Here is a 12,836-nt window from a genome sequence, read left to right on the forward strand (position 1 = left end):
GTTCAGCGCCGGAATGCTCGACAACGTGGTCACCGTGCTGGAGCTGGCCGACATCGACGAGCCGTGGGCGCGCATCCTCACCGCGCGATGACCCGGCACGGAGAGGGACACACCTGGTCCGGCGTGCCGGTTCTTCGCCATGGCCGCGGTGACCACCGCGAGGCCGGCAACGGTTGGCCTCCGCTCCCGGAGACCAGGCACAAGCCTTCTGCGCCCCCCGGGCAACCGCGGCAGCCTTCCCGGCGTGCTGCAGGCATGACGTCGTCGAGGTCCTGGCTGCCCGAGGCCGCCTTGCTGTGGCTTCCCCTGCTGGTGCTGGCCGGCGGCCTCGCGGTGGTGTGGACCGGCGCCTCGATGGCCGCGGATGTGAACCGGTCGGCGGGGCTCTTCCCCGGGCGAGTCGTCGCGACCGGAGTCCGAGAGCACCTGACCGCCGACGTCGAGTACACCGGACCCGACGGAGTGACGAAGACGGAGACCTTCGAGCACCAGCACGGTCACGGGATCGTTCCCGGGCGACAGGTGCAGATCCGGGTATGGCCGGACGAACAGCGCGCGGAATTCGACGAAGGTGACAAGCACACCCCGGTCATCGTGGTCGGCAGCCTGCTGACGCTGCTCGGCGCCGCCGCCACCGTCCTGCTGTTCCTGTGGCATCACGGCGTCAGGCTGGACATGAAGGTGGCGAAGTGGCGGGCGCGGTTCGATGTGTGCGTGTGGTGGCTGTCTCGCTGGCGGTGACGGCCTGCGACTTCGACGAAAACCAGTGCTCAGTCGTCAGGTCCGGGTGGCGGCCCGTTTGACGGTCTTGATCACAGGTGCGTCACAGCGCCCGCCGTGTCGGAGCAGGGCGTCCCGCAATACGGGCTGGTGCTGGCCTGCTGCCAGCGTCGCGGCGGGAACGCTTTGTTTCCCGGCGTTATCAGTGCGCTGATCACAGGTAGACGATCATCGGCGTGTCGGGGTCCTGGCATGGCACGAAGCCCCTGGTAGCAGGGTTTTCGCCCAAGATCGTTCCGCACACAAATGCTCACACGCCCTCTTCGTGGTGAGCGCGCATTACGCTCAGTGAAGCGTGAGCCCACTGTCAGTACTGGATTTGCGGAATCGGAACCGGGGTTCCGGAGGCCCCGCGTGATCAATCACGGTGCCGCCGGATGAAGAGTGGCTCCGTACGGGGGCCCTGACGATCACCCGGTCGTACAACTCGCTCGACCCGAGAACCACCAGCCTGTTCGGCAGCGGCTGGTCCACCGCCTACGACATGGCGGCCACGCCGGACAACGACGGCTCCGGCAACGTGGTGGTGACTTACCCGGACGGCCGGACCCTGCGCTTCGGCCTCAACGTCGACGGCACCACCTTCGCGCCGCCGCAAGGCACCTACGCCACGTTCAGCCCCGTCTCCAGCGGAGGCTTCAGTCTCACCGACCGTGGCGGCACCACCTACTCCTTCGCCCGCCACGTCGGCGCGAGCTGGAAACTCACCACCATCACTGACGCCGACGGCAGGACCGAAACCCTGACCTACGACGCCGGCGGTGCACTCAGCACGATCACCAACACCGCCGGGAACCGCTCGCTCCACCTGACCTGGAGCGGGGCGCACGTCAGCCAGGTCAGCACCAACCCGGTCACCGCCGGAACCGCACCACTGACGTGGACCTACAGCTACGCCGGCGACACGCTCACCAAGGTTTGCCCGCCCACCTCGGCAACCCAGTGCACGACCTACGGCTACACCAGCGGAACCGGCGCCGGTTCCCACTATCGGTCCACGGTCCTCGACGCCCAGCCCAACGCCTATTGGCGGCTGAACCAGGCGTCGACGGCGACCACCGCGGTCGACGAGGTCGGGCCGAACCTCGGCACCCTCAACGGCCCCTCGACCGCGACGGCGTCGAACACCGCCGCGCCTCATCCGGGGTCACCCAACAGGTTCACAGCCTTCGGCGGCAACGCATCGGTTCGACTGCCGGACAACCTGGTCACGTCCGCGACCTTCCTGTCGGTTCAGCTCTGGTTCCGGACGACCGCGAACGGTCCTGCCGGGGTACTGCTGTCCACCGGGCACAGTCCGATCGGCAGCGCCAACCCGACTTCCTGGTGCGGAATCCCTGAAGGAGTATCTCCGGATGTACATCAGTCCGAGGGCGGTTGTCCGGAGCGATCGGCGATCGTCCTGCTGCTCGCGCCGACAAGTTCGCCGGCTGGGGTGGGCTAAAGCTGCAGGTCGGTGGTGAACTTCAGGGTGGGGTTATAGATCAACTCGGTCTCGGACACAGTATTACCCCACGGATCGCGACACGCGATCTTGAAGCTGGGATGATCGTAACTCAGCTCGAATCGATCTTCTCCAGTCGCCATCCGGCGACGTCGTAGACGATGATCTTTCCTGAGTCACGCAGCGCCGCTGCCAAACGTCTGCGACGTGGCCGATCAAGCTCCAGCTTGGTGCGGCCGTCGTGGCCTTCATTTCCAAGGCGGATGCTGATCTCGTCGACGAGATGGTCCTCGCGGACATAAAGCGTCTTCGGCCGCGGCTGGTCCACTCGTTGGGTGCTGGTGTGGCCGTGGCGGCAGCGGTAGGTCGCACTTCCGTGGTTCCAGTGCGAGTCTAGCCGTCGGCTGCAGACGCCGCAGTGGATCAAGCCGGCCAAAGCGAACCGGTGCGCGTGGCCGTCGGTGGTTGGCCGAGCCGCCCGGATCTGCTGAGCGGCGATGAAGTCCTGTTCGGTGACGAGCGCCGGATGGGCGGCCTTCGCCGACATGGCCGGCGTTGCGGCTGGGCCGCTGGGGTCGGCGGCGCGGCGGTTCCAGGTCTGTCGTCCGGTGTAGCGCGGGTTTGCCAGGATGACGGCGACGGTGCGGTGTCCAGGCGCTGCGGTGCGGTGGCGGTTGCGGTCCGGGTCGGCGCTGGACGGGCAGGGGACACCGCGTTCGTTGAGGTGCCGGGCGATGCTCGCGACGCTGTTCCCAGCAAGACGTTGCCGGAACATCCAGGCTACGTGCGGCGCGGTGCGGGGATCGGGGGCGAGCCGTTGAAGCCGTCGGCCCCAGCGGGCGTCGGCGGGGTTGGGGGTGCGGGACGGCGTCGACGAGTCGGTAGCCGTAGGGCGGTCGTCCGCCGAGGTAGCGGCCTTGCTGGGTGGCCTGGTTGTGCATCGCCGCCAGTACCCGGTGGCGGGCGCGGAGGAGTTCGCGCTGCGACTGGGTGGCCAGCAGTGCCATCAGCGCGCGGTGGTCGCGGTTGCCGAGGTCGACGGCGGCTCCTGTTTCGGGCAACCAGCGTTGGATGCCGTGCTGTGTGCACCAGGTGTAGAGGGTGGTGAACTGGGTGCCGGTGAAGGCGCGTTCGTATTCGCCGACCACGATCGCATCGATCACGGATTCTGGACTCGACGCCTCGGTCATGAGCTGGGCAGCCTGCGTTCGCTGTCTCCATGGGACTCGGCGTGAGGTGCCGGCGTCGAAGTAGGCGGCGGCGACCTGGCCGTGGCTCGCGACCAACTCATCGGCCATGTCGCGTTGCCAGCCCTGTGACGATACGCGGTCGTGATGTCGGGTGGTCGACGTGCGGCCGTAGAAGGCGAACCGCAAGCCACTGCCATGCTCGGGGCGGGGAGCGGTGTGGATTGCTTTGCTGACGGTCATCCGCTGCGCGAGCAAGTCCACGGTCTCCGTCGCTGGCGGTGCTGGCCTTGAGGGCGGTCGAGGTGGGATCACGCTGGAACGAGGTACCAGCCGCGGTCGCATGTCGGCGGGCCGGGAGGGCTTCGCCCGATCAGTGCAGCTGGAGCTACCGTGTATAACGTCCTCTTCGCTGCCGATCATGCCGTTGCAGGCTCAAGGTTTCAGGGTGGGCGAGTCATTTCGGTTCTCCGCATAGCCGGGGCTTTTGCAGGATAACCGTGTCCGGCTGGCTCGGCAGATGGGGATTCAGCTGATGTGGTAGAGGTGGCCGCCCTGGACGGCGAGGATCGTGAGCGGTCCGTTCGTCGGGCCGGCCGTTGCCTGCCATGCTGTCGCTCCGGCCGGGGCCGGCGTGGTGTGGCCGGTGGTGAGCGGCAGCCCGGTGATGCCGCCGCCGGTGACCATGCCGGCTTGGTCGGTGATGAGGATGCAGTCCGGGCGGGTGTCGTTGACGACGGCCCAGCCGGTGATGATGCCGTCGGCATCGGTGGCGGGGGCGTCGAGTGCTCCGACTGCGTTCGTTGACTTCGGTTGCGCGGTTGTCAGGTCGAGGTGGCTGCCGAGTTCGGGGCCGTGGCAGCCGAGAGTGAAGTCGTCGGTGAACGGGTAGGCGCCTAATGCGCGGGCGGCGGGGGCGGCGGCGCGCTGGATGTGCAGTCCAGTGCGGCGGGGGCGTCGACGCGGAGTGCTATCGCGGACAGGCTGAGTGGTGCGTAGCTGCGGCGTACTTCGTCGGCTTTGCCGCCGCCGATGGCGTGGGTGACGAGGGAAAGCGTGACGACTGCCACGACGAGGTAGCGTTGTGTCCATTGTGGACGGTGAAATGTGGTCAGGACGATGGAAGCGACGGTGGCCAGTGCGGCGACCAGGACGTAGCGGCTGATCAGTCCGACGTTGCCTCCGGGGACGTTCGTCGTCGTCCGGCCGAGTGCGAGCATCAGAGCCAGAGCGAAGGCATAGCAAGCCAGGCCCGCCCAGTCCGCGTCGGTAGCCCGCCGGTCGGTGATCGTTCGGCGCAGCAGCAGCGCGAGAATGCCGATGGTGAAGCCTCCGGCGGCGATAGCGAGGACGGCGATGTCCACCGACCACAATCCGCCGACCGCGGCGGCGACCACGGACAGCCGTCCATCCGGGTCGAAGGCATTCGTTGCCCCGGACTGCGTCCCGGCCGGTTTGGTGAGCCACCACGCGGCGAGGATGACGAGCCCGGCCGCTGCGGGGAGCACGACCCGGAGACGGGAGTCTTTGCGCAGCCAAGCGATGAAGGCGATCACGAACCAGATCGGCAACGCGGCACCAAAACTCAGGCAGCCAAGCACAGCGGCCGCGTATGCGCCGGCCCGGTGGCCGTGGTGAGCGCAGGCGATCGCGATCGTGCAGAACGTGACCGCGGGGACCCAGCTGATGCCGTTCGTGCTCTGCAACCACAGTTCGGTGGCGTGGGAGCTGAACAGCAGCCAGGACATCGCCGCGGTCAGCGCTACCCGCGTCGTCGGGTTCAGGTGTCGCGGCAGCATCGTCCGTAGCGCGAACACCGCAAGCGCGAGCAGCGCGATCGTCAGGGCGGTCAGGATGCGGTTGTCGCCGCCGAACCAGGCGGCGTCGGCGTAGAACAGCAGTGAGGGCACGACGAACGGCTGGTCGAGGTGGTAGGTGAAGACTTGGCCGAGCAGTAGGCCGCCGTTGTCGTCGGTGATCTTCGCGAAGACGTGCCAGTAGTCGAGCAGTACGTGCATTTTCGGCGTGCGCACCGCGGCCAGGAGCGCCAATGCGGCGGGAACAGCGGCGAAGACCCACAGTGCCGCGACACTGAGCCGAGACGTGGCCTCGTGACGGACCTTCGCGGTCGTGCGCGGGATCGGTGCGGTGACGTCCGGGGCGTCGAGCGCGGGCTGGGGCATCGGTCTCCTGCCGAAGGGCGACTTGCGGTCCGGTGACGGCAGGACCGGCGGCGATCGTAGCCGGTGAGTCTTCGCCTTCAGGCCGACGGTGACCAGCACTTCTACCGGATCGGTAATCAACTGGCAATTGTGTGATTCGTCTCACTCGACGGTGTAACGGGGGCGTGAGGTTCTGCCGATGCTTGCTACGGGCACGGGGCGAAATTACCCGACCTACCAGGGCAAATCGGGCGTTATGTGCACGAAGTGCCCGGCACCATCCCGCGGCGGCAGTCGTGCTCCGCGGGCCATTGGGGGCGGCCACGGCGGATGCCAGGTCGCCGGGGGAGGAACTGGCCGTGCTGCGGTTGTCGCGTCCTGTCCATCTGGTCCGCTGGGTCAGAGCGATCGTGCTTGCTCTGACCGTGACGTTGCTCGTCGGCAGCACCGAAGCGATTGCGGCGCCACCGCGCGTGGCGGAAGCGCCGAAGCCGATCGATCCGCGCGACGTCGGTTTGCTGTCCTCGGCCGCGCCGGCCGCTGTCGTGCCGCAGGCGCCGTCGAAGGCGGATTTCGCCGCTCAGAGCCGGTTGGACGGCGGCGCCGGAACGCACTTCGATCCGCAACGGTCGACGCCGGTGTCGCGGTCGATGTTCGTGACCGAGTACGTCAACGCCGATGGCACGCATTCGGTGCGGCAGTCGAACCAGCCACTGAACGTGCAGGACGAGCACGGCCAGTGGCAGCCAGTCCAGACCACCTTGGCCACTGACTCGGCGACCAAGCGCGCCGACGTCGACCACCACCCGCTGAGCCCGTCGCTGGCCGCCAAGGCCAACGATGCCGCGGTGTTGCAGGTTGAGTCCGGCGGCCACACCGCGGGTCTGGCGCTCGACCAGGCCGCCCCGGCGACCGCCGCGGTGAAGGGTGATTCGGTCACCTACCCGGAGGTCGCCGCGGGCACAGACCTGGATTACGAGGTCACCCCAGGCGCGGTGAAGGAGACCATCAAGCTCAAGCGTCCGCCGGCCGACGGCCGCTCGTCGTGGAAGTTCAAGCTCGCCACCGGTGACCTGACGCCGAAGCTGGAAAAGAACGGCGCGGTCACCCTGGCCGACAAGAGCGGCGCGGCGAAGATCGTGCTGCCGCCGATCGAGACCTGGGACTCCGCGGGCCACGGCGAGACCGCCCCGGCGATGACCGGCGGCACCTACACCCTGGAGAAGGCCGGCGCGGACTGGTGGCTGACCGTCGCAGTCGACCCGAACTGGTTGCGTGACCCCAAGCGCGTTTACCCGGTGTCGGTCGACCCGACGTTCACTTACGGCGTCACCGAGTCGCACTCCTACCGCTCAGACGGCACCAACTGCGACGCATGCGGCCTGCGGATCGGCAACAGCCAGGCCAACGGCGACACCTACAACCGCAGCGTCTTCCACATGGACTACTCGCCGCTGTTCGGCAAGACCGTAGTCGGCGCCCGAATGGACCTGACCCGCAACACCAGCGTCGTCGGCTCGCTGAAAACCTGGAACGCGAACCTCTACCACGCGTCGGCGTTCAACTTCAACGGCGTCGGCGGCTACATGACCAGCGCGCTGGTCGGTGACGTCGGCAGCTTCGTCGGCGAAGGCATGACCGGGTTCATCCGCGACCGCGTCAACGCCCGCGACGGCACGGTGTTCTTCATGATGATCGGCGCCGAAAACGCCGGCACCTGGACCTACAAGAACCTCAACGCCACCCTCACCGTCGACACCGGCTCCCCGGCCCCGGCCACAACCCTGGTCGCCCCGGCAGATGGCACAGTGTCGACGTCGCTGACCCCGACGCTGTCGGTCAAACCGGTCACCGACCCAGACGGCGAGCAGGTCAAGTACTGCTTCCGCATCGCCACCGGCGCGGACGCCAAGTCCGGTGTCGTGGTCGAGTCCGGCTGCCTGAGCACCCCGACGTGGACGGTTCCGGAAGGGATCCTGCAGGACGGTGTTGCCTACACCTGGCAGGCGATGACCTACAGCGGCACCACCACGATCACCCCGACGTGGATCGGCCACTTCAAGATCGACCAGCGCATCGGCGACCACGGGCCGTCACCGGTCGACACTGCCGGGCCGGTCAGCGTCAACCTCGCCAACGGCAATGTGTCGACAGCTGAGCAGACTCCGTCGTTCACGACGGTCGGCGGCAACGCCGGGCTGTCGTTCACGTACAACTCGCAGCAGGCCGAGAACAAGGGACTGAAGGCGTCCTACTTCGTCGACCTCTCGCATAATGGCATCATCAATGACGCTCAGCAGCCGGTGTTGGTGCGGCCCGAGCCGCAGGTCAACGTCGACTGGGGCACCGACTCGCCGTTCGCGCCGGCCTTGCCCGCGGACTGGTTCGTCGCCCGCTGGGAGGGCTTCTTCCAGGCCCCGGTCACCGGGACCTACCAGTTCGCCGGTGTCCACGACGACGGCGGCACCGTGTGGATCAACAACGCCAAGGTCTACGAGGTCAATACTGCGAGCGACCTGAACTGGACCCAGGCCACCAATGTCTCGCTGACCGCGGGCCAGCGGGTGCCGATCAAGGTGGAGAACGCCGAAGCGACCGGTGCGGCGAAGATGCGGCTGTTCGTGCGCACCACCGACAACACCACCGTCGCCCCGCAAATCGTCCCCGCCGACTGGCTCTACACCTCCGACCTGCCGGTCCTGCCCCAGGGCTGGACCCTCTCGGCCGACCTCGACGGTGACGGCTCGAGCTACACCGAAGCCAAGGTCACCGACCAGAACATCGTGCTCACCGACGCCACCGGCGCCAAGCACACGTGGACCAAGAAGTCGGCCGGCGGCTACAGCCCGCCGCCGGACGAGGACGGCGTGCTAGCGCTGGACAGCGGCGGCCGGGTGACGCTGACCGAGGGCTCGGACGTGTTCGTGTTCCGAGCCGACGGCAAGCTGGACAGCCAGTCGGCCACGGCGGATTCCCGCAAGCCGGCGGCATTGCAGAACATCTACGACGGTAATCCGTCGCGGCTGTCGCAGATCAAGGACCCGGTCAGCGGCCGAGCCCATGTGCTGCACTACAACCGGGCCGGCGACGACTGCTACGGCGGCACCACCCGGCCCGCCGGCGCGGACACGACGGCTCCGTCGCAGATGTTGTGCCGCATCAGCTACTGGGACGGCACCGAGACCCGACTCTGGTACAGCGGCGGACGGTTGAGCCGGGTGGAGGATCCCGGCTCGCAGGTCACGGACTTCGGTTACGACGCCGACAGCCTGCTCACCTCGTCGCGGTCCAGCCTGGTCAACGACTGGATCGCTGCCGACCCGGCCAACCGGTCCGGCGCGACCGATGTCGTCACAGCTGTCGCGTACGACAAGTCGTCCGGCAAGCCCAAGGGCAGCAGCGTGACCCAGGCCGCGCCCGCCCCCGGCCAGCCGCGACCGGGGCACGGCTACCGGTACGACCCGGCCAACCGGATATCCTATGTGGACACTGTCGGACTGAGCCCCGCCGCGGGCTTCACTACCAAGGTCGCCTACGACGACGCCGACCGGGTGCTCAGCTCGACCGACGCCACCGGCCGCACCACGTCGCAGACGTGGAACGTCAAGGACATGCAGCTGACGTCCACCGACGCGGCCGGCCGGGTCACCACCAACGTCTACGACTACGACGACCGCGTCACCGACAACTACGGCCCGGCGCCCGCGTCCTGCTTCGCCGGCCAGCTGCCCACCGCGGCGTGCGCGAACACCGTGCCGCACAAGCACACCAACTACGACGAGAACATCAACGGCCTGTCCGCCGCCTACTACGACAACCTCGACCTGGCCGGTGCGCCCAAGGTCTACGGCACCGGCGTCGGCGAGCCCAGCGGCAAGCTGGTCGCCAACTACAGCGCCACCACACCACCGGTCACCGGCCTGGCCTCGGCCAGCTTCGCGGCTCGCTTCACCGGGGAGATCCAGTTCCCGGACGCCGGCGCCTACACGATCAAGGTGTGGGTGGACGACGGCGTGCGCGTGTGGATCGATGACCAGCTGATCGTCGACGCCTGGGCGGACGGCGGCTCGCACGCGGTCTCGGGCACGTACAACAACACCGTTGCCGGGGCGTATAAGCGAATTCGGGTCGACTACTACAACCGGGTCGACGTCGGACTGATCAACCTGAACTGGATCCGGCCCGGCCAGGTTGAGGAGAACGTGCCCGGCCAGTACCTCAAGCCGCGCTACGGGCTGACCACGTCGAGCACCTCGTCGGAGTCCAACGGCGTGCCGGACAAGACCAGCGCCAGCAGGTTCGGTGACGGCAACCTCGACCCGACCTTCGGGCTGCCCGGCTCGACCGTCAACGACCCGGCCGGCCTGGCACTGGCCAGCACCGCCGGCTACGAGGCGGTCGGCAGCGGCTACCTGCGCCGCACCAGCGAGGCCAAGCCGAGCGGCGCCACCACGGCCTACGCCTTCTACGGCGATAACGAGACGCGGGCCAACCCCTGCGTCGCCGGCAGCGCCGCGACCAACCAGGGCGGTCTGCCCAAGCTGACCACCGCCGCCACGCCGGCGGCCGGCTCGGCCCGTACCGACGAGGACGTCTACGACGCCTCCGGCCGGGTGGTCGCCAAGGCCACCAGCGGCGACTGGGCGTGCACCAGTTACGACAGCCGCGACCGGGTCGTGCAGCAGACCTACCCGGCCAACCCGACCGCGGGCGCCCGCACCGTCAGCTACGACTACGCCGTCGGCGGCGACCCGCTCACCAGCTCGGTCACCGACTACAACGGCACCGTCACCACCAAGCTCGACCTGTTGGGGCGCACGGTGTCCTCCACCGACGCGGCCGGCGTGCGGACCGACTCGGCCTACGACCAGATCGGCCGGAGCGCCAGCACCACCGTGACACCGCCGAACCAGGCCAACAGCCCGCTGGCGACCACGTCGACCTATGACGACGCCGGCCGGCTGTTGACCACCAAGCTCGGCACGACCGTGCTGGCCACGGTGACCTACGACGCGGCGGGCGAGCTGGCCTCGGTCGCGTACGCCAACGGCAGCGCGCTGTCCGCCGTGGGCAAGGACGACGCCGGCCGGGGCACGTCGCTGACCTGGAACACCAGTGACGGCAAGCAGATCGTTTCGCAGGTCACCCGCAGCCGGGCCGGCACCATCACCGACGAGTCGCTCGGCGGCGTCGACCCGAATCCGACCGGCGCCAACTACGTCTACGACGGAATGGGCCGGCTGACCCAGGCCTATGTCACCGGGCACCACTACACGTACGACTTCACGTCGGCGGCCGCGCCTGCCTGCCCGACCGGCACGCAGGTCAACGCCGGCCGCGACACCAACCGGGTCCGGCTGCTCGACCAGACCGGCGCCGGCACCGCCGAGACCGACTACTGCAACGACGCCGCGGACCGACTGCTGGCCACCGTCGGCGCCACCGCGCTGTCCGGTTTCCAGTACGACAGCCACGGTAACACCACGCAGTTCAGCTCGGGCGGCACGACGAGCTACTTCGGGTTCGACTCCGGCAACCGCAACGTGTCCGCCCACACCACCAGCAGCGATCCCAACCAGGTGGGGGACATCTCCTACACGCGGGACGTGCTCAACCGGATCGTCCGCCGGGACGCCCATGCCGGCGACGGCACGACCGCGGTGCTCTACGGCTACACCGGCACCGGCGACTCGGCCAGCCTGACCATGGACGGCAACAAGAATCTCCAGACCTTCAGCATCGTGTTGCCGGGCGGCGTGCTTTACACCAAGCAGGTCGCCGGCGGCCAGGACACCTGGGACGCCCCATCGGTCCGCGGCGACCTGTCCGTCACCACCAACGGCAGCGGCGTGCAGGTCGGCTCGCTGCGCACGTACACGCCCTACGGTGAAGCGCTGCGGGCCGACGGCACCGTCGACAACCAGGCCGTGCCGGACAACCAGCCGGGCAACATGGACTACGGCTGGCTCGGCCAGAACCAGCGGGAGTACGAGCACGCCGGCGCGCTGTCGCTGGTGCAGATGGGCGAGCGCCCGTACAGCCCGCTGCTGGGCCGATTCCTGTCCGTGGACCCGGTCGACGGCGGGTCGGCCAACGACTACGACTACGTCAACGCAGACCCGATCAACCACGTCGACCTGGACGGCACCTCGTTCTTGGGTTGGCTGGGCAACACCGTCAAGAGCGCCTTCACCGATCACCTGACGACCACGCTGAGCGTGCTGGCTGTGGCCACGTCGTGGGTGCCGTTCGTCGGGGTCGCGTTCACCGTGGCCGCCGCGATCAGCAGCGGCTATGACGCGTACAACGACTTCCGACACGGCGACATCCTCGGCGGCATCCTCGACATCGCCGGCGGTTTCACCGGTGTCGGCGGCCTCGTCAAACACGCTGCCGCCTACGCCTCCAAGAAGGCCGCGGCCAAATTGTTCACCAAGGCCAAATCCTTCCGAGGGGTGGCGAACAGCGGGCGGTGGGCGCGTAAGGCGGCTCGTCAAGGCGCGAAACAGGTGCGCGCGGCGGCCAGGCACTCCACTCGTGAGAAGCGCTACACCCGATATGGAATCGCCGCGACCGCACTGTACGAGGGCAGTGCGCAGGTGCGGAGCAGGTATCACTTCTAGCTAGACTGGCTGATGGGGCCGGGCTGTGTCCACAGCCCGGCCCCCACGGCGTTGAAGGGAGCTGTGCGCGTGGGCACTCCGTACCTGCCCGAGTGGTACCTGACGCTGGCCGGGAAGCTGCTGGACCGCAAGGGAACGGCGGCTCGTGGCAGCGGGCGGATTCTGCGCCGGGTGGCCGATGGTAAGGCCGATGACGTCGACTGGCTCTATTTCTACGCGATTCAGTCATACGGATGGGGTGGCGTCGCCGCGGCCGGCGCCGTGTTCGCCGGCGTTGCCGGTGTGCTCAGCGGTCCGTTCGGGTACGGGCCGGTTATCGGATTCCTGGTGTTGTGCGGAGTGTCGGTCATGGCCGCCGCGGCCGCGTTTTTCGCCATTATCCAATTGCACATCATGCTGGTCGACAAGGAGGCGTCGTATTTCCACCGGCCGCGAGCGGTGAACGTGATCCTGGTGCCGATCGTGTTCGTGGCCGCCCTCGTCGTGCTGTTGGTGCTCACTCGCTCGTAGCGTCTTCGACGCTGTCCTGCTGCTCCTCCCAAGCTAGGACGTGTGGGTTCCATAAGTCGGTCATCGGGCCCCGCCCAGTAGTCAGGGCGGCTCGTTCGTACTTGTTGATCAGGCCTCCGAGCACCTGCTG

8 protein-coding genes are annotated in these 12,836 nt (G+C 68.1%); 5 read left to right on the plus strand and 3 right to left on the minus strand.

The window, feature by feature from the left end; genetic code table 11:
- Positions 1–255: 255 nt before the first annotated feature.
- Both AB0F15_RS37195 and AB0F15_RS37200 read left to right on the plus strand, forming a co-directional pair.
- Complete coding sequence (locus AB0F15_RS37195) at positions 256–741, plus strand: hypothetical protein (protein ID WP_360281128.1); 486 nt, start codon at positions 256–258, stop codon at positions 739–741.
- 406 nt (positions 742–1,147) lie between these two features.
- On the plus strand, positions 1,148–2,224 hold the full coding sequence (locus AB0F15_RS37200) for a DUF6531 domain-containing protein (protein WP_360281130.1): 1,077 nt from the start codon (positions 1,148–1,150) through the stop codon (positions 2,222–2,224).
- Between the two features lie 112 nt (positions 2,225–2,336).
- Here AB0F15_RS37200 and AB0F15_RS37205 read toward each other — a convergent pair whose 3' ends face one another.
- Positions 2,337–2,999: a recombinase family protein gene (locus AB0F15_RS37205; RefSeq protein WP_360281132.1), complete on the minus strand. Its 663-nt coding sequence runs from the start codon at positions 2,997–2,999 to the stop codon at positions 2,337–2,339.
- A 142-nt stretch (positions 3,000–3,141) separates the two neighbouring features.
- On the opposite strand from AB0F15_RS37205, the gene AB0F15_RS37210 reads away from it, so the two are divergent.
- Entirely contained in the window at positions 3,142–3,459 is a 318-nt protein-coding gene (locus AB0F15_RS37210) for a hypothetical protein (RefSeq protein ID WP_360281134.1), read from the plus strand.
- A gap of 480 nt (positions 3,460–3,939) precedes the next feature.
- Here AB0F15_RS37210 and AB0F15_RS37215 read toward each other — a convergent pair whose 3' ends face one another.
- Together AB0F15_RS37215 and AB0F15_RS37220 are read right to left on the minus strand one after the other, a co-directional pair.
- Complete coding sequence (locus AB0F15_RS37215; RefSeq protein WP_360281136.1) at positions 3,940–4,098, minus strand: hypothetical protein; 159 nt, start codon at positions 4,096–4,098, stop codon at positions 3,940–3,942.
- Between the two features lie 209 nt (positions 4,099–4,307).
- Positions 4,308–5,714 carry a DUF2079 domain-containing protein gene (locus AB0F15_RS37220; RefSeq protein WP_360281138.1) on the minus strand — a complete coding sequence of 469 codons (1,407 nt, stop codon included), beginning with the start codon at positions 5,712–5,714 and terminating at the stop codon, positions 4,308–4,310.
- A gap of 218 nt (positions 5,715–5,932) precedes the next feature.
- Here AB0F15_RS37220 and AB0F15_RS37225 point away from each other — a divergent pair, with 218 nt between their 5' ends.
- Together AB0F15_RS37225 and AB0F15_RS37230 are read left to right on the plus strand one after the other, a co-directional pair.
- Entirely contained in the window at positions 5,933–12,196 is a 6,264-nt protein-coding gene (locus tag AB0F15_RS37225; protein ID WP_360281140.1) for a PA14 domain-containing protein, read from the plus strand.
- Positions 12,197–12,265: 69 nt separating this feature from the next.
- Positions 12,266–12,706, plus strand: a complete 441-nt coding sequence (locus AB0F15_RS37230) for a hypothetical protein (protein WP_360281142.1) — start codon at positions 12,266–12,268, stop codon at positions 12,704–12,706.
- Positions 12,707–12,836: the final 130 nt, after the last annotated feature.

Source organism: Amycolatopsis sp. NPDC026612, assembly GCF_040638285.1.
In the GTDB taxonomy this organism is placed as follows: domain Bacteria; phylum Actinomycetota; class Actinomycetes; order Mycobacteriales; family Pseudonocardiaceae; genus Amycolatopsis.